Below are 17,704 nucleotides of genomic sequence, written 5' to 3'. Positions count from 1 at the left end.
CGGGGTGGCGTCGGCGTCGGTCGTGGACTGAGGCAGGCGGTCAGGGCCTCCGTGCCGATGTCACACGGTAGACGTCGTAGACGCCCTCCACACCCCGAACGGCCTTCAGGACGTGGCCCAGGTGCTTGGGGTCGCCCATCTCGAAGGTGAAGCGGGAGGTGGCCACCCGGTCGCGGGAGGTCTGGACGGCCGCCGAGAGGATGTTCACGTGCTGGTCCGACAGGACCCGGGTGACGTCCGACAGCAGGCGGGACCGGTCCAGGGCCTCGACCTGGATGGCGACCAGGAAGACCGAGGACTGGGTGGGTGCCCACTCGACGTCCAGGATCCGCTCCGGCTGCTGCGAGAGGGAGTCCACGTTGACGCAGTCGGCGCGGTGAACCGATACGCCGCTGCCGCGCGTGACGAAGCCGATGATCGGGTCGCCCGGCACCGGCGTGCAGCAGCGGGCCAGCTTGACCCAGACGTCGTCGACGCCCTTGACGACCACGCCGGGGTCGGCGCTGCCGCGCCGCTTGGTGCGGGCGCGGGACGGCGGGACGCTCTCCTCGATGTCCTCGTTGGCCGCCTCCTCGCCGCCGAGGGCCTGCACCAGCTTCTGCACGACGCCCTGCGCGGCCACGTGGCCCTCGCCGATCGCCGCGTACAAGGAGGAGATGTCCGGGTAGCGCATCTCGTGGGCGAGGGTGACGAGCGAGTCGCCGGTCAGGATGCGCTGGATCGGCAGGTTCTGCTTGCGCATGGCCCGCGCGATGGCGTCCTTGCCGTGCTCGATGGCCTCGTCGCGGCGCTCCTTGGAGAACCAGCCGCGGATCTTGTTGCGGGCCCGCGGGGACTTGACGAAGCCGAGCCAGTCGCGGGAGGGGCCCGCGCCCTCGGCCTTGGACGTGAAGACCTCGACGAGGTCGCCGTTGTCGAGGGTCGACTCCAGCGGGACGAGCCGCCCGTTGACCCGAGCCCCTATGGTGCGGTGGCCGACCTCGGTGTGGACGGCGTACGCGAAGTCCACGGGGGTGGCCCCGGCGGGCAGCGCGATCACATCGCCCTTGGGGGTGAAGACGAACACCTCGTTGCGGGAGAGGTCGAAGCGCAGCGAGTCGAGGAACTCGCCCGGGTCCTCGGTCTCCTTCTGCCAGTCCAGCAGCTGGCGCAGCCAGGCCATGTCGTTGACGGTGTCCTGGCCGGCGCTGCCCTTGGCGGCCTGCGGGACGTCGGTGCGGACCTTGGAGGTGCCGGCGACGGTCTGCTGCTTGTACTTCCAGTGCGCCGCGATGCCGTACTCGGCGCGGCGGTGCATGTCGAAGGTGCGGATCTGCAGCTCGACCGGCTTGCCGCTGGGCCCGATGACCGTCGTGTGGAGCGACTGGTACATGTTGAACTTGGGCATCGCGATGTAGTCCTTGAACCGGCCGGGGACCGGATTCCATCGCGCGTGGACCGTGCCGAGCGCCGCGTAGCAGTCGCGGACCGTGTCGACGAGGACGCGGATGCCCACCAGGTCGTAGATCTCCGCGAAGTCACGGCCGCGGACGATCATCTTCTGGTAGACGCTGTAGTAGTGCTTGGGGCGGCCGGTGACGGTGGCCTTGATGCGGGCGGCCCGCAGGTCGCTCTGCACCTCGTCGGTGACGATGGTGAGGTACTCGTCGCGCTTGGGCGCGCGCTCGGCGACGAGGCGGACGATCTCGTCGTACATCTTGGGGTAGAGGATCGCGAAGGCGAGGTCCTCCAGCTCCCACTTGATGGTGTTCATGCCCAGCCGGTGCGCCAGCGGGGCGTAGATCTCCAGGGTCTCGCGGGCCTTCTTCTCCTGCTTCTCCCGCTTGAGGTAGCGCATGGTGCGCATGTTGTGCAGGCGGTCGGCGAGCTTGATGACCAGGACGCGGGGGTCCTTGGCCATGGCGACGACCATCTTGCGGACGGTCTCGGCCTGTGCGGCCTCGCCGAACTTGACCCGGTCGAGCTTGGTGACGCCGTCGACGAGCAGGGCCACGGCGTCGCCGAAGTCGCGGCGCAGGTCCTCCAGCCCGTATTCGGTGTCCTCGACGGTGTCGTGCAGCAGACCGGCCATCAGGGTGGCCGGGTCCATGCCGAGCTCGGCGAGGATGGTGGTGACGGCGAGCGGGTGGGTGATGTACGGGTCGCCGCTCTTGCGCTTCTGGCCGCGGTGCCAGCGCTCGGCGACCTGGTACGCCTGCTCGATCTGGCGCAGGGTCGCCGTCTCGATCTTCGGGTCGTTGCTGCGGACTATGCGGAGCAGGGGTTCCAGTACCGGGTTGTACGGGTTGGAACGCTGGACGCCGAGGCGGGCGAGCCGTGCGCGCACGCGGTTGGAGGACCCGGCCGACTTCGCCGGCGCGGGCTTCGCAGGCGCGGGCTTCGCCGGCGCGGGCCGTACGGGCGGGGCCGGCGGGGGCGTGGCGGGGGGCGTCGCGGCCTGCTCGGTCTGCGGGTCGGGCTGCGCGGCGGAGAGTGGCTGGACCTCGTCTGGCAAGAGCGCTCCTCTGGGGGTCCCCCCGGACGCAGTCCGGGGGAGGATCCGGTGCCCCGGTCAGGTCCGGATAAACCATGGTAGCGAGGGTTGCGCCGCCCTGTTCCCCGCGCCCGGGGAGTGGAACGGGCCGGGTACGCGCAGCGGGCGGGTACCCGGGGTGTCCCGGATACCCGCCCGCGTCACGGTGGTGTCGTCGGACCGCCGCTCAGACCACGATCAGCGCGTCCAGCGGGGCGCCCGCGAGCGCACCGGCGAGCCGCTCGCGGCCCGGCAGGAACGACAGCTCCATCAGTACGGCCACACCGGCGACCTCGGCCCCCGCGCGGCGGATCAGCGTGAGCGAGGCCTCGGCGGTGCCGCCGGTGGCCAGGACGTCGTCGATGACCATGACCCGGTCGCCGATGGCCAGGTCCTCCGCGTGGACCTCGATCTCGGCGGTCCCGTACTCCAGGTCGTACGCCTGGCCGAGCGTCGCGCCCGGCAGCTTCCCGGCCTTGCGGACCGGCACGAAGCCGATGCCGGCCTGGACTGCGACAGGGGCCGCGAGGATGAAGCCGCGCGCCTCCAGTCCGACGATCTTCGTGGCGCCGTACCGGGTGGCGAGGTCCACCAGCTCGGCCGTCAGCGCCGCGAAGGCCTTCGGGTCGGCCAGCAGCGGGGTGATGTCCTTGAACATCACGCCCGGCTTCGGGTAGTCGGCGACGTCCTTGATCCGGCTGAGCAGCAGCTCGTGCACCTCGGGGGACAGCGGGCTCACCGGCGCCGCCCCGCGCGGCCCTGTGCCACGACCTGCGCCGTCTCGGACTCGTGGCCCTCGCCCGCGTCGCCCTTGGCGACCGCCGCCTCGCGCTTGGCGAGGACCCGCTTGCGCAGGGCCTTCATGGCGGGCTCGCGCTCCTTCAGGTCCACGACCAGCGGGGTCGCGATGAAGATCGAGGAGTACGCACCCGCCGCGAGGCCGACGAACAGCGACAGCGAGATGTCGTTGAGCATGCCCGCGCCCAGGAAGCCGCCGCCGATGAAGAGCAGGGCCCCGACCGGGAGCAGCGCGACGACCGTGGTGTTGATGGACCGGACCAGGGTGCCGTTGATGCTGCGGTTGGCGACGTCGCTGAAGGTGTAGCGCGTCTGCTTGGTGATGTCCTTCGAGCCCTCCTTGAGACCGTCGAAGACGACGACGGTGTCGTAGAGGGAGTAACCGAGGATGGTCAGCAGACCGATCACGGTGCCCGGCGTGACCTCGAAGCCGACCAGCGCGTACACGCCGACCGTGATCGTGAGGTCGTGGATCAGGGCGATCAGCGCCGCGACCGCCATCCGCCACTCGAAGGCGATGGCGAGGTAGATCACGACGAGGACCATGAAGACGCCGAGGCCGGTCCAGGCCTTGTTCGCGATCTGCTCGCCCCAGCTGGGGCCGACCAGGTCGGCGTTGATGTCCTTCTCCGTGACCTTGAGGTCGGCGGCGAGGTCCTTCTTCACGTCGGCCGCCGCGTTGGTGTCCAGACCCGAGATCTGGATGCGCAGGCCGCCGGTGCCGAGCTCCTGGACGATCGCGTCGTGGCCCGAGGCCTTCTCCGCGGCCTCGGTCGCCTTGGCGACGGAGACGGCCGTCTTCGGAGTGGTGAAGACGGCACCGCCCTTGAACTCGATGCCCATGTTGAGGCCCTGGACGGCCAGGGCCACGATCGCCGTGATGGTGATCAGGATGGAAACGCCGTACCAGACGAAACGCTTGCCGACGAAGTCGTACCCGACCTCACCGCGGTACAGCTTGGCGCCGAGATCTCCCAGCTTCGACATCTCTCACGCCTCCTTTACGTCGACGGGAGCGGTGACGGTACCGGTGCCCGTACCGGGACCGGTACGGCGGGACCGGCGCAGCGGCGGCTTGGCGCCGAGCCGCTTCGGGTCCAGTCCGGACCAGGGGTGACCGCTGGAGAAGAACTTCGTACGGGCCAGCAGCGTCATGACCGGCTTGGTGAAGAGGAACACCACGACCACGTCGAGCAGGGTGGTCAGACCCAGGGTGAAGGCGAAGCCCTGCACCTTGCCGACGGTCACGATGAACAGCACCGCAGCGGCCAGGAACGACACGAAGTCGGAGACCAGGATGGTGCGCCGGGCGCGCGGCCAGGCACGCTCCACGGCGGGACGCAGGGTGCGGCCCTCGCGGATCTCGTCGCGGATGCGTTCGAAGTAGACGATGAACGAGTCCGCGGTGATGCCGATCGCGACGATCGCACCGCAGACGGCGGGCAGGTTCAGCGCGAAGCCGATGCCCTTTCCGAGCAGCGCCATGATCGTGTAGGTGAGGATCGCGGACACCAGGAGGCTGATGATGGCGATGAACGCCAGGCCCCGGTAGTACACGAGCAGGTAGATCACGACGAGGGCGAGGCCGATGGCGCCGGCGATCAGGCCGGCCTTCAGCTGCTCGCCGCCGAGTGCGGAGGTGACCGTGGTGACGCTGTCCTCCTGGAAGGACAGCGGCAGGGCGCCGTACGAGAGCATGTTGCCCAGGTCCTGCGCGGACTGCTGGGTGAAGCCGCCGGAGATCTCGGCGTTGCCGCCGGTCAGCGCCTGGCTCACGGAGGGGTCGGAGACGACCTCGCCGTCGAGCACGATGGCGAACTGGTTCTGCGGCATCTGCTTGGTGGCGAGCTCACCGGTGATCTTGGCGAACTTGTCGGCGCCCTTGTCGGTGAACTCCATCGTGACGATCCACTGGCCGCGCCGCGGGTCGATGACGCCCTTGGCGTCCTTCACGTCCGTACCGGCGACACCGGCAGGGCCGAGGATCCACTTGCCCCAGGCGTTGCCGCGCTTGCCGCAGGCGAGCGTGGGCTCCTCGGGCTTGGCGCCCTTGCCGGCGGCGGCGCGCTGCGCCTCGTTGGTGCAGTCCAGCGCGGCGAACTTGGCCTGGAGGTCGGCGGCGGCCGCATCGGCACCCGAGGGGGCCGGGGTCGGCGCCGGGGCCTTGGTGTCATCTGCCTTCTTCGACTCGCTCGCCGAGGGCGAGGGAGTGGGCGCGGCCGGGGCCTTGAGGGCCTCGCTGAGCGCACGGCCCTGGGAAGTGGCGCTGGACGACGGGGTGGCCTGGGCGCTGGGCTTGCTGCCCTCGGCCTTGGGGGCGCCGGCGCCGCTCGCGGAGGGGCTCGGCGTGGCCTCGGGGGCCACGGGGGCGCCGTCGGCGAAGGCCAGGACCGGGCGGAAGTAGAGCTGGGCGGTGGTGCCGACCTGCTCGCGGGCCTGCTGCTCGTTCGTCCCCTTGGGGATGTTCACGATGATGTGGTCGCGGCCCTGCGTCTGGACCTCGGCCTCCGTCACGCCGAGACCGTTGACGCGGCGCTCGATGATGCCGACCGCCGTGTTCATGTTGGTCTCGTTGATCGCGTCCGGCTTGCCGGGCTCGCTCTTGGCCTTGAGCGTGATGCTCGTACCGCCGGCGAGGTCGATGCCGAGCCGGGGGGTCGTCTGCTTCGTGAGGAACATCCCCGCGGTGAGCGCCACCATTGCGATCAGGATGACGGCCAGGGCGCGCCCCGGCCTCCCCTGAGCCCCCGTGGGCCGCCGGCCCTTCTTCGGTGCTGCCACCTTGTCGTATCTCCCTGTCCAACCGTCCCGCGCCGGGTCAGCGCGCGGACGGCCACGAAATGTGTGTGGGGACCCCTGCCCCCCGCAGAAGTGTCACTGACGGGGACCGCGAAGGCTGCCGGTCAGGCGCCCGCGGCCCCCGGCCGTGCGCGTGCTACTTCGCGCCGGCGTCGCCGTCGGCCTTGCCGTCCTTGGGCTCTTCGTCCTCGGGCTCGTCCTTCTTGCCCAGGTCGAGCTTCGGCGTCCCGGTCCCGGCCGCGTCCGCGCCCGCGGACCCGTCCTCGGTCCCGGTCAGCGACGAGGCGTCGTCGGGGACCTCCGGCGCGTCGATCGTCGGATCTTCGACGATGCCGTGGACGATGCGGTTGTACTCCGCGTCCTCCAGGACGGCGCCGATGGCGTTCTTGGCGTAGATCGCGTGGACGCCGGGGGCCACCTCAAGGGTGACGGTGTCGTCGCCGATCTCCTTCACCGTGGCGTACATGCCGCCGATGGTGCGGACGCCGGTGCCCGGCGTCATCTGGTCGCGCATCTGCGCGGCCTGCTGCTGCCTCTTCTTCTGGCTGCGGGTCAGCAGGAACATGGCGCCGACACCCAGGAGGATGGGGAGGAGGAATGAGAGATTCACGGACGTAGGTCCTTCGCACGACCGCACATGCGGCGGCCTTTTCTACGGGGGTGGGCATACCGACCGGAAGGGTCGGCATCGGCGGAGTCTAGGCGAGTCCGCACCGATGGAACAACGCCCAGCATGGCACCGCAGTTCCTGAGCGGTCGAACCTCCGCGCCGTCAGGCCCCGAAGAGGCCCTGTTGTCCGCTTGATCCGCTCCCGCCCTGCTGAGGCGGGACAAGCCCCAGGTGAGCCCATGCGGCGGGGGTCGCGACCCGCCCGCGGGGGGTACGGGCGAGCAGGCCCTCGCGGACGAGGAAGGGCTCCGCGACCTCCTCCACGGTCTCCCGCTCCTCCCCCACCGCGACGGCGAGGGTCGACAGGCCGACGGGCCCGCCGCCGAAGAGCTTGAGCAGCGCCTCCAGGACGGCCCGGTCCAGCCGGTCCAGCCCGCGCCCGTCCACCTCGTACACCTGCAGGGCGGTGGCGGCCACCTCCCGGGTGACCACGCCGTCGGCCCGCACCTGCGCGTAGTCGCGGACGCGGCGCAGCAGGCGGTTGGCGATGCGCGGGGTGCCGCGGGAGCGCCCGGCGATCTCGGCGGCGCCCGCGGGGTCGATCTCCACGTCGAGCAGGCGTGCGGAGCGGTGGATGACGCGCTCCAGCTCCTCGGGCGCGTAGAACTCCATGTGTCCGGTGAAGCCGAAGCGGTCGCGCAGCGGAGGGGGCAGCAGCCCGGCCCGGGTCGTCGCCCCGACCAGGGTGAACGGGGGCAGTTCCAGCGGGATCGCGGTCGCGCCGGGGCCCTTGCCGACGATGACGTCGACCCGGAAGTCCTCCATGGCCATGTAGAGCATCTCCTCGGCGGGCCGGGACATGCGGTGGATCTCGTCGAGGAAGAGGACCTCGCCCTCCTGGAGGGAGGAGAGGATGGCGGCGAGGTCTCCGGCGTGCTGGATGGCGGGTCCGGAGGTGATCCGGATGGGCGCGCCCATCTCCGCGGCGATGATCATGGAGAGGGTGGTCTTCCCCAGGCCGGGGGCGCCGGAGAGCAGGACGTGGTCCGCGGTGGCCCCGCGCTGGCGGGCGGCCTTCAGGACGAGGTCCAGCTGCTGGCGGACCTTCTCCTGGCCGACGAACTCGCCGAGGTCCTTGGGGCGCAGTGCCGCCTCGACGGCGGTGTCCTCGCCGTCCGCCGCGGGCGCGACAATGCGCTCGTCCCGGTCGCTCTCGTCGTCCCAGTTCACGGTGTCAGTCTGCCTTCTCGGTTCGTACGGTGATCGTCGTCGCGCCGCGGGAGCGCTCCGGTCAGCGGGCGCGGTTCAGGGTCTGAAGGGCGGCGCGCAGCAGCTGCGGGACCGGGGCCGGGCCGCCGGCCGCGAGGGCCGCCTCGGCCTGCGGGGTCACCGCGGAGACGGCCTCCTCCGCCTCCCGGGCCGCGTAGCCCAGGCCGACGAGGGCCGCGGAGAGCTGCTCGGTCCACGGGGCCGGCCCTTGGGCGGCGGCCCGCTGGGCGCCCACCAGGGCGCCCGTGCCCAGCGGCGCGCCCAGTTTGTCCTTGAGCTCCAGGAGCAGCTTCTGCGCCCCCTTTTTGCCGATGCCCGGGACCGCCATCAGGGCCTTCTCGTCCCCCGAGGCGACGGCCAGCCGCAGCGCGTCCGGGCTGTGCACCCCGAGCATGGCCTGCGCCAGCCGGGGCCCGACCCCGCTCGCGGTCTGGAGCAGCTCGAAGACCTGGCGCTCGTCGTCGTCGGCGAAGCCGTAGAGCGTCAGGGAGTCCTCCCGCACCACCAGGGAGGTGGCCAGCCGCGCGGTCTCGCCGATGCGCAGGCCCGCGATGGTGTTCGGCGTGCACTGAACGGCCATCCCCACTCCGCCGACCTCGATCACGGCCAGGGCGGGGGCGAGTGCGGCGACCGGGCCGCTGACGAACGCGATCATGAGGGGCGGCCTTTCGAGGCGGAGGCGTGCAGGGCGACCGCCTGCTGGAGGCGGCTTTGGGCGGGGGCCCGCCAGATGTGGCAGATGGCGAGTGCGAGGGCGTCGGCGGCGTCGGCCGGCTTCGGCGGGGCGGCGAGCCGCAGCAGCCGGGTCACCATGGCCCCGACCTGCGCCTTGTCGGCCCGGCCGCTGCCGGTGACGGCGGCCTTGACCTCGCTGGGGGTGTGCAGGGCGACCGGTATCCCGCGCCGGGCGGCGCACAGCATGGCGACGGCACTGGCCTGCGCGGTCCCCATCACCGTACGCACGTTGTGCTGGCTGAACACCCGCTCCACGGCGACGACTTCGGGCCGGTGCTCATCCAGCCACTCCTCGATGCCCTGCTCGATGGCGACGAGCCGGAGGCCGAGCTCGGCGTCCGCCGGGGTGCGGACCACACCGACGCCGACCATGGTCAGGGGCCGTCCGGCGACCCCCTCGACCACGCCGACGCCGCACCGCGTCAGCCCCGGGTCCACACCGAGTACGCGCACTTGCCCCCCTCTTCCGCTCCGTGCGTTGCAGGCTATCCGGTGCCACCGACAAAGCAGCGGGCCGACGGGGTGTGTCCCGTCGACCCGCTGCTGACCTGCAGACTCCTGGGATCAGGCGTCGACCTTCTCCATGACCTCGTCCGAGACGTCGAAGTTGGCGAAGACGTTCTGCACGTCGTCGCTGTCCTCCAGCGCGTCGATCAGCTTGAAGATCTTGCGTGCGCCCTCTTCGTCGAGCTCGACCTGCATGGTCGGGACGAAGCTGGAGTCGGCCGAGTCGTAGTCGATGCCGGCTTCCTGGAGCGCGGTGCGGACCGCGACCAGGTCGGTGGCCTCGCTGATGATCTCGAAGGTGTCGCCGTTGTCGTTGACCTCTTCGGCACCGGCCTCCAGGACCGCGCCGAGGACGTCGTCCTCGGTCAGCTCGGCCTTGGGCAGGATGATGACGCCCTTGCGGTTGAACAGGTACGAGACCGAGCCGGGGTCGGCCATGGAGCCGCCGTTGCGGGTCATGGCGACGCGGACGTCGGAGGCGGCGCGGTTGCGGTTGTCGGTGAGGCACTCGATGAGCACCGCGACGCCGTTCGGACCGTAGCCCTCGTACATGATCGTCTCGTAGTCGGCGCCGCCGGCTTCGAGGCCGCCGCCGCGCTTGACCGCGGAGTCGATGTTCTTGTTCGGGACCGACTGCTTCTTGGCCTTCTGAACGGCGTCGAAGAGCGTCGGATTGCCGTCGATGTCAGCGCCGCCCATGCGGGCCGCGACCTCGATGTTCTTGATCAGCTTCGCGAAGAGCTTGCCGCGCTTGGCATCGATCACGGCCTTCTTGTGCTTCGTCGTAGCCCATTTAGAGTGGCCGGACATCCGCCTGTCTCCTTCGCGTAACCAACAGTGTTCGTCTCCGATCCTACCGGGACCTGATTACAGTCCCGCGCGCACCATGTCGACGAAGTACGCGTGGACGCGGTCGTCGCCGGTCAGTTCGGGGTGGAACGAGGTCGCCAGCACGTTGCCCTGGCGGACGGCGACGGTGTGGCCGTCGTACGTGGCGAGCACCTCGGCGGCGGCGCCGACCGACTCGACCCACGGGGCGCGGATGAAGACGCCCTCGACGGGGCCGCCCGCTATGCCGGCGAAGTCGATCTGCGCCTCGAAGGACTCGTTCTGGCGGCCGAAGGCGTTGCGGCGGACGATCATGTCGATACCGCCGAGCGTCTCCTGGTCGTCACGGCCGTCGAGCAGTTTGTCGGCGAGCATGATCATGCCGGCGCAGGTGCCGTAGACGGGCATGCCGGCCCGCACGCGCTCGCGCAGCGGCTCCAGCATGCCGAACAGGACGGCGAGCTTCGACATCGTCGTGGACTCGCCGCCGGGGATCACCAGGGCGTCGACCCCGGCGAGCTCCTCGGGACGCCGGACCGGCCTGGCCACGGCGTCCGCCGCGGCCAGGGCGATCAGGTGCTCCCGTACGTCGCCCTGCAGGGCCAGGACACCGATCACGGGGGTGTTCGTCATGTCGGTACTACCAGCCGCGGTTGGCGTAGCGCTCGGCCTCGGGGAGGGTGTCGCAGTTGATGCCGACCATGGCCTCGCCCAGGTTGCGGGAGGCGTCCGCGATGATCTTCGGGTCGTCGAAGAAGGTGGTGGCCTTCACGATGGCGGCGGCGCGCTTGGCCGGGTCGCCCGACTTGAAGATGCCGGAGCCGACGAAGACGCCCTCGGCGCCGAGCTGGCGCATCAGGGCGGCGTCGGCCGGCGTGGCGACGCCACCGGCGGAGAACAGCACGACCGGGAGCTTGCCGAGCTCGGCGACCTCCTTGACGAGCTCGTACGGGGCGCGCAGCTCCTTGGCGGCGGCATACAGCTCGTTGTTGTCGAAGCCGCGCAGCTTGGCGATCTCGTTCTTGATCTGGCGCAGGTGGCGGACGGCCTCGACGACGTTGCCGGTGCCGGCCTCGCCCTTGGAGCGGATCATGGCCGCGCCCTCGGCGATGCGGCGCAGGGCCTCGCCCAGGTTGGTGGCGCCACAGACGAAGGGGGTGGTGAACGCCCACTTGTCGGAGTGGTTGACCTCGTCGGCCGGGGTCAGGACCTCGGACTCGTCGATGTAGTCGACGCCGAGGGACTGCAGGACCTGGGCCTCGACGAAGTGGCCGATGCGGGACTTGGCCATGACCGGGATGGAGACGGCGTCGATGATCTCTTCGATCATGTTCGGGTCCGACATGCGGGCGACGCCGCCGTCCTTGCGGATGTCGGCGGGCACCCGCTCCAGGGCCATGACGGCCACGGCGCCGGCGTCCTCGGCGATCTTGGCCTGCTCGGCGTTGACCACGTCCATGATCACGCCGCCCTTGAGCTGCTCGGCCATGCCGCGCTTGACGCGGGAGGTGCCGATCGCCGAGGACTCAGCGGACTGCGGGGTGGAGGGAAGCGTGCTCACGGATTGACCTCACTCGGGCTGGTGGAACTCGGTGTACGTGCCTGACGTACTCGGCTGAGGAAACCCTCCCCGACCAGTCCACTGCAAGGGCCAATATGGAGCGAGTGGCCCTTTCGGAGGCTCCATGCGGTCTAAGTCGGCCGATCCGCAAGATCCACCGGAGGCTCATCGTCCATTTCGAAGGCCAGCGGGAAGGGCGCATGCCCGGCCAGCCGGAACCACCGCACCTTGCGGTGCCGTCGCAGCGCCCGGGCCGCCCGTACGGCGTCGTTGTGGAACCGCCGCGCCATGGGCACCCGCCGCACGGCCGCGGCGAGTTCCTCGGCGGCGGCCTCGCCGCCGGGGGCGGCCTTGAGCGCCTCGACCTGGCCGGCATCGGCGAACACCGCGCGCAGCGCCTGGCTGAGCTCGCTCTCGGCGACCTCGCGCTGCTCCTCCTCGGCCTGGCGGGCGGCATGGGCGGCCTCGTACAGCACGATCGAGGAGGCGGGGTCGAGCACCCCGGAGGTGGCCACCTCCAGCACCACGGAGGCCCGCCGCACGAGCTGTGCGTCAAGGGCCGCCCGGGCGGCGTCCATCCGCGTATGCAGCCGGTCCAACCGCCCGGCGGTCCAACTGAGGTACACCCCGACCACGCCGAGCGCCAGGGCAATCCACACAAGGGTTTCGATCACGCCGCGCGACTCTACCGGTCACCGCGTCCCCCGCACGGCCCACCCCGGGCGGGTCAGGGGGACGGGTCGCGGGTGAGGCCCAGGCGGGTGCGGAGGGGGGTGCGTTCGTCCGCGGCGACCGCCGTCGCGCCGTCCGTCACCGTTTCGTAGACCGCCAGGACGTCCGCGCCGACCGTCGACCAGTCGAAGCGCCGTACGTGGGCCGAGCCGCGGGCGCTGAGTTCCGCGCGGCGGGCCGGGTCGCGCAGGAGGGAGACCGCCGCCGTGGCCAGGGCCTCGGGGTCCTCGTTGATGAACAGCTCGCCCGCCGCTCCCTGGTCGAGGACCTGCGCGAACGCGTCCAGGTCCGAGGCCAGGACCGCCGCACCCGCGGAGAGGGCCTCGACCAGGATGATGCCGAAGCTCTCGCCGCCGGTGTTCGGCGCCACGTACACGTCGACGCTGCGCAGCAGGCGGGCCTTGTCCTCGTCCGAGACCATGCCGAGGAACTCGACGCGCGAGCGGAGGGCGGGCGGCAGGGAGGAGACCGCCTCCTCCTCGTCGCCCCGGCCCGCCACGAGCAGGCGTACGTCCGGGCAGGCCTCCACGATCCGCGGGAAGGCGGCCATCAGCACCGGCAGCCCCTTGCGGGGTTCGTCGATGCGGCCGATGAAGCCCAGGGTCATGCCGGACCACTCGGCCTTCGGCTCGGCCGAGGCGAAGAAGTCCACGTCCACGCCGTTGGGGATGACCACCGCGTCCCCGCCCAGGTGCTCGACCAGCGTGCGCCGGGCGTACTCGCTCACCGCGATCCGGGCGCTGATCTTCTCCAGGGCCGGCTGGAGGATCGGGTAGGCCGCGATCATGGCCCGTGAGCGCGGGTTGGAGGTGTGGAAGGTGGCCACGATCGGCCCCTGGGCGGCCCAGCAGGCCAGCAGGCCCAGCGAGGGCGAGGTCGGCTCGTGGATGTGGATCACGTCGAAGACGCCGTCGTGCAGCCAGCGCCGGACGCGGGCGGCGGACAGGAAGCCGAAGTTCAGCCGGGCCACCGACCCGTTGTACGGCACGGGCACCGCCCGCCCCGCCGAGACCACGTACGGCGGCAGCGGCGTCTCGTCGTCGGCCGGGGCCAGTACGGAGACCTCGTGGCCGCGGCGGATCAGGTGCTCGGCCAGGTCGCGGATGTGGAACTGGACCCCGCCGGGCACGTCCCACGAGTACGGGCAGACAATGCCGATATTCACGCGGAGCGCTCCTCCAGGTCGTCCAGCCACAGCCGCTGGAGCATGTGCCAGTCCTCCGGGTGCTCGGCGATGCCCTCGGCGAAGGCGTCCGCCAGCGCCTGGGTCATGGCGGCCGTCTTCTCGGTGCGGGTCCCCGCCCTGGGCACCTCCACCTCGGGGTGGATGCGCCCGTACATCTTCGGCGTGTCCCCGTAGTGCAGGGTGGCCGGCAGCAGCGCGGCGCCCGTCTGCTGGGCGAGCAGCGCCGGCCCGGCCGGCATGCGGGCCGCCGCGCCGAAGAAGTCCACCTCGACCCCGGAGGCCGACAGGTCGCGGTCGGCGACCAGGCAGATCATGCCGCCGGAGCGCAGCCGGCGCGCCAGGGTGCCGAAGGCGGCGCCGCCGTTGTGGGGCAGCACCTCCATGCCGAGGCTCTCGCGGTAGGCCACGAACCGGTCGAACAGCGACTCGGGCTTGAGCCGCTCCGCGACAGTGGTGAAACCGACCCCGACGTGCCCGGTGACCCAGGCTCCGGCCAGGTCCCAGTTGGCCAGGTGCGGCAGGGCGACGATCACGCCGCGCCCCGAGGCGAGGGCCTCGCGCAGCAGGTGCTCGTCCTTGATCTCGACGTCCGTGCCAAAGCGCTCCGGGGCCATGGCCGGCAGCCGGAAGGACTCCATCCAGTAGCGCATGTACGAGCGCATGCCGGCCCGCGACAGCTCCCGCAGCCGCTCCGGTCCCGCCTGCGGCACCACGCGGGCCAGGTTCGACTCCAGCCGCAGGACGCTCTTGCCGCGCCGCTTCCACACGTAGTCGGCGATCCGCCGGCCGAGGGCCACCGCGGCCGGTTCGGGCAGCTTCTTCACCCCGGCCCAGCCGAGCCCGTACACCCCGTCGACCAGCTTGTCCTGCATCCGGCCCATCAGGCCGCGCCCGCTTCGGAGGCCGACGCCGCGGCATCCGCCTCCGCCGCCTCACGGCGTACGGTGACCACCCGCTGGATCAGCGTGACCAGCGAGCCGGCCGCCACGATCCACAGCGCGACGGGCAGCACCACCCCGATCCACGAGGGCACCCCGAAGGTCTGCAGGCCGGAGAGGCCGGCCGCGACCAGCGAGATCACCAGCCGCTCGGCGCGCTCGACCAGCCCGTTGACGGCCACCGGCAGCCCGATCGACTCGCCGCGGGCCTTGGTGTACGAGACCACCTGGCCGCTGGCGAGGCAGAAGATCGACACCGCGCACAGCACGTTGTCGTTCCCGGAGCCGGCGTACCACAGGGCGAGCCCGCCGAAGATCGCCGCGTCGGCCACCCGGTCGAGGGTGGAGTCGAGGAAGGCGCCCCAGCGGCTGGAGGTGCCGGCCTGGCGGGCCATGTTCCCGTCCACCAGGTCGGAGAACACGAAGAGGGTGATGGTGATCGTGCCCCAGAAGAACTCCCCCCGCGGAAAGAAGACCAGCGCTCCCGCCACCACTCCGGCCGTGCCGATGAGGGTGACGGCGTCCGGGCTCACCCCCCGCCGGAGCAGAAAAGCGGCGAATGGCGTGAGAACACGCGTGAAGAATGCACGCGCGTACTTGTTCAGCATGGCCTTCCCGGAGGGTCGCTGGGCCGTACGGCCCCATCGGCCACCGGCTGGCCCATCGTAGCCAGCGCCCCGGTCCGCCATGCCGCGCACCCACGGTTCACGCCGGACAATCGCCGCAGAGCCGGTGCACGGGCGCCTTACCGCCGGTAGGGCACCCGTGGAGGCCCGCCGGGGAGGCTCCCGCACCCCGCCGGGGGGTACTACGTATGGACGCAGTGTGACGGCAGTGCAAAGCTCGAAGGACCCCGATCAACCTCCTCACCGCCACACCGGGAGGCACGAGCACCATGGGAGCCACATCACACCAAGCCGGAGCCGCCGGCAGGGCACTGACGGCCGACCGCCCCTCTTCCGTACGGAACGTCGTGCTGGTCGGCCACACCGGATCCGGGAAGACCACGCTGGTCGAGGCCCTGGCCCTGACCGCCGGAGCCATCAACCGGGCCGGCCGGGTCGAGGACGGCGCCACCGTCTCGGACCACGACGAGATCGAACACCGGCAGCAGCGGTCGGTACAGCTGTCCCTCGTCCCGGTGGAATGGGGCGGAATCAAGATCAACATCTTGGACACCCCCGGATACGCCGACTTCGTCGGGGAGCTCAGGGCCGGTCTGCGCGCCGCGGACGCGGCCCTTTTCGTCGTCTCCTCCTCGGACGGCATCGACGGCGCCACCCGCATGCTCTGGGACGAGTGCGAGGCCGTCGGCATGCCCAGGGCCATCGTCGTCACCCATTTGGAGGCGGCCCGGGCCGACTACGAGCAGATGACCTCGGTCTGCGGCGAGATCTTCGGCGCCGACGACCCGGACGCCGTCATCCCGCTGTACCTCCCCCTGTACGGGCCCCCCGGCCCCGACGGCCACGCCCCCGTCACCGGCCTCGTCGGCCTGCTCTCGCAGCGCGTGTACGCGTACGACTCCGGGGAGCGGGTCGAGCGCGACCCCGGCCCCGAGGAGCTCGCCCGGATCACCGAGGCCCGGGCCCGTCTGATCGAGGGGATCATCGCCGAGAGCGAGGACGAGAGCCTCATGGACCGCTACCTCGGCGGCGAGGAGATCGACGTCAAGACGCTCGTGGACGACCTGGAGCGCGCCGTGGCCCGGGGGACCTTCCACCCGGTCCTGATGGCGGCCCCGGCCGCCGAGGGCGCCCGCCAGGGGCTCGGCACCGTCGAACTCCTGGAACTGATCACCGGCGGCTTCCCGACCCCCGCGGAGCGGGCCCCCGTCGCCGTCACCACGCCGGACGGCGCGGAGCGCCCCGCCGTGACCTGCGATCCCGAGGGCCCCCTGGTCGCCGAGGTCGTCAAGACCGCCTCCGACCCGTACGTGGGCCGCATCTCCCTCGTCCGCATCTTCTCCGGCACCCTGCGGCCCGAGCAGACCGTGCACGTCAGCGGCCACGGACTGGCCGACCGGGGGCACGAGGACCACGACGTCGACGAACGGATCGGCACCCTCACCTCCCCCTTCGGCAAACAGCAGCGCACCCTGACCCACGCCATCGCCGGCGACCTCGCCTGCGTGGCCAAGCTCGGCCGCGCCGAGACCGGCGACACCCTCTCCGCCAAGGACCGGCCCCTGCTGGTGCAGCCCTGGCAGATGCCCGACCCGCTGCTGCCCCTGGCCATCGAGGCGCACAGCAAGGCCGACGAGGACAAGCTCTCCCAGGGCCTGGCCCGGCTCGTCGCCGAGGACCCCACGATGCGGCTGGAGCACAACCCCGACACCCACCAGGTCGTCCTGTGGTGCCTGGGCGAGGCCCACCAGGACGTGGCCCTGGAGCGGCTGCGCACCCGCTACGGAGTCCAGGTCGACCCCGTCCCGCACAAGGTCAGCCTCCGCGAGACCTTCGGGGCCAAGGCCGCCGGACGCGGGCGGCACGTCAAACAGTCCGGCGGACACGGCCAGTTCGCCATCTGCGAGATCGAGGTGGAACCGCTCCCGGCCGGCAGCGGCATCGAGTTCGTCGACAAGGTCGTCGGCGGCGCCGTGCCCCGGCAGTTCATCCCGTCCGTCGAGAAGGGCGTACGGGCCCAGGCCGCCCGCGGGGTCGCGGCCGGCTACCCGCTGGTCGACGTGCGCGTCACCCTCCTCGACGGGAAGGCGCACTCGGTGGACTCCTCCGACGCCGCCTTCCAGACCGCCGGCGCCCTGGCCCTGCGCGAGGCCGCCGCCGAGGCCCGCATCCACCTCCTCGAACCGGTCGCCGAACTGGCCGTCCTCGTCCCCGACGAGTACGTCGGCCCCGTCATGAGCGACCTCGCGGGCCGCCGCGGCCGGGTCGTCGGCACCGAACAGGCAGGCGCGGGCCGCACGCAGGTCCGTGCCGAGGTTCCCGAGATCGAGATCGGCCGCTACGCCGTCGAGCTGCGTTCCGTCTCCCACGGCACGGGCCGGTTCACGCGGACCTACGCCCGCCACGAGCCCATGCCGCCGCAGATCGCCGACAAGGTGCGGGAACAGGCGGAGAAGGGAACCTGACTGACAGGGCATCGGATCGGCCACCCCACCCCACCGCGTGCGGTGGGGTGGGGTGGCATTTCCCCGTCCCGTCACCACGGGGCGCCGTCCGCCGATAGGCTCATCAGCGGGGTAAGGCGATAAAGCGGTAAAGAGCAC

At 71.4% G+C, this 17,704-nt stretch carries 16 protein-coding genes; 1 reads left to right on the top strand and 15 read right to left on the bottom strand.

Annotation, left to right across the window (positions count from 1 at the left end; all coding sequences use genetic code 11):
- Positions 1 to 40: 40 nt before the first annotated feature.
- The 15 genes from ABZ128_RS14205 to pgsA all read right to left on the bottom strand — a co-directional run bounded on the left by ABZ128_RS14205 (position 41) and on the right by pgsA (position 15,083).
- Positions 41 to 2,494: a bifunctional (p)ppGpp synthetase/guanosine-3',5'-bis(diphosphate) 3'-pyrophosphohydrolase gene (locus tag ABZ128_RS14205; RefSeq protein WP_356848373.1), complete on the bottom strand. Its 2,454-nt coding sequence runs from the start codon at positions 2,492 to 2,494 to the stop codon at positions 41 to 43.
- Between the two features lie 205 nt (positions 2,495 to 2,699).
- A complete protein-coding gene (locus tag ABZ128_RS14200) occupies positions 2,700 to 3,251 on the bottom strand; it encodes an adenine phosphoribosyltransferase (protein WP_356848372.1) in 552 nt (183 codons plus the stop codon).
- A complete protein-coding gene (gene secF / locus ABZ128_RS14195) occupies positions 3,248 to 4,297 on the bottom strand; it encodes a protein translocase subunit SecF (RefSeq protein WP_356848370.1) in 1,050 nt (349 codons plus the stop codon). The genes ABZ128_RS14200 and secF overlap by 4 nt, the downstream gene beginning before the upstream one ends.
- Before the next feature lie 3 nt (positions 4,298 to 4,300).
- Positions 4,301 to 6,091 carry a protein translocase subunit SecD gene (gene secD / locus ABZ128_RS14190; protein WP_356848369.1) on the bottom strand — a complete coding sequence of 597 codons (1,791 nt, stop codon included), beginning with the start codon at positions 6,089 to 6,091 and terminating at the stop codon, positions 4,301 to 4,303.
- Positions 6,092 to 6,245: 154 nt separating this feature from the next.
- Positions 6,246 to 6,719, bottom strand: a complete 474-nt coding sequence (gene yajC / locus ABZ128_RS14185; RefSeq protein ID WP_356848367.1) for a preprotein translocase subunit YajC — start codon at positions 6,717 to 6,719, stop codon at positions 6,246 to 6,248.
- A gap of 162 nt (positions 6,720 to 6,881) precedes the next feature.
- On the bottom strand, positions 6,882 to 7,949 hold the full coding sequence (gene ruvB, locus ABZ128_RS14180) for a Holliday junction branch migration DNA helicase RuvB (RefSeq protein ID WP_356848365.1): 1,068 nt from the start codon (positions 7,947 to 7,949) through the stop codon (positions 6,882 to 6,884).
- Between the two features lie 61 nt (positions 7,950 to 8,010).
- Positions 8,011 to 8,643 carry a Holliday junction branch migration protein RuvA gene (ruvA, locus tag ABZ128_RS14175; protein WP_356848364.1) on the bottom strand — a complete coding sequence of 211 codons (633 nt, stop codon included), beginning with the start codon at positions 8,641 to 8,643 and terminating at the stop codon, positions 8,011 to 8,013.
- Positions 8,640 to 9,176: a crossover junction endodeoxyribonuclease RuvC gene (ruvC, locus tag ABZ128_RS14170; protein ID WP_356848362.1), complete on the bottom strand. Its 537-nt coding sequence runs from the start codon at positions 9,174 to 9,176 to the stop codon at positions 8,640 to 8,642. Before ruvC ends, ruvA begins: the two co-directional genes overlap by 4 nt.
- 111 nt (positions 9,177 to 9,287) lie before the next feature.
- A complete protein-coding gene (locus ABZ128_RS14165; protein ID WP_030027908.1) occupies positions 9,288 to 10,040 on the bottom strand; it encodes a YebC/PmpR family DNA-binding transcriptional regulator in 753 nt (250 codons plus the stop codon).
- Between the two features lie 57 nt (positions 10,041 to 10,097).
- Entirely contained in the window at positions 10,098 to 10,691 is a 594-nt protein-coding gene (pdxT, locus tag ABZ128_RS14160; RefSeq protein ID WP_356848360.1) for a pyridoxal 5'-phosphate synthase glutaminase subunit PdxT, read from the bottom strand.
- A gap of 7 nt (positions 10,692 to 10,698) precedes the next feature.
- Positions 10,699 to 11,619 (bottom strand): pyridoxal 5'-phosphate synthase lyase subunit PdxS, encoded by a 921-nt coding sequence (pdxS, locus tag ABZ128_RS14155; protein ID WP_356848359.1) that lies wholly within the window; start codon positions 11,617 to 11,619, stop codon positions 10,699 to 10,701.
- 131 nt (positions 11,620 to 11,750) lie between these two features.
- On the bottom strand, positions 11,751 to 12,293 hold the full coding sequence (locus ABZ128_RS14150) for a hypothetical protein (protein ID WP_356848357.1): 543 nt from the start codon (positions 12,291 to 12,293) through the stop codon (positions 11,751 to 11,753).
- Between the two features lie 53 nt (positions 12,294 to 12,346).
- Positions 12,347 to 13,516 carry a glycosyltransferase family 4 protein gene (locus ABZ128_RS14145; RefSeq protein ID WP_356848356.1) on the bottom strand — a complete coding sequence of 390 codons (1,170 nt, stop codon included), beginning with the start codon at positions 13,514 to 13,516 and terminating at the stop codon, positions 12,347 to 12,349.
- A complete protein-coding gene (locus tag ABZ128_RS14140) occupies positions 13,513 to 14,418 on the bottom strand; it encodes a phosphatidylinositol mannoside acyltransferase (protein WP_356848355.1) in 906 nt (301 codons plus the stop codon). Before ABZ128_RS14140 ends, ABZ128_RS14145 begins: the two co-directional genes overlap by 4 nt.
- Positions 14,418 to 15,083, bottom strand: coding sequence for a phosphatidylinositol phosphate synthase (gene pgsA / locus ABZ128_RS14135; protein WP_356848354.1), 666 nt, complete (start codon positions 15,081 to 15,083; stop codon positions 14,418 to 14,420). The genes ABZ128_RS14140 and pgsA overlap by 1 nt, the downstream gene beginning before the upstream one ends.
- Before the next feature lie 287 nt (positions 15,084 to 15,370).
- On the opposite strand from pgsA, the gene ABZ128_RS14130 reads away from it, so the two are divergent.
- Complete coding sequence (locus ABZ128_RS14130; protein WP_356848352.1) at positions 15,371 to 17,566, top strand: elongation factor G-like protein EF-G2; 2,196 nt, start codon at positions 15,371 to 15,373, stop codon at positions 17,564 to 17,566.
- Positions 17,567 to 17,704 lie beyond the last annotated feature (138 nt).

Origin of the sequence: Streptomyces sp. NPDC006326, assembly GCF_040612915.1 — a bacterium.
Classification (GTDB): domain Bacteria; phylum Actinomycetota; class Actinomycetes; order Streptomycetales; family Streptomycetaceae; genus Streptomyces.
Note: the sequence above shows the minus strand (reverse complement) of the source record. Positions and strands in the feature narration are given on the sequence as shown.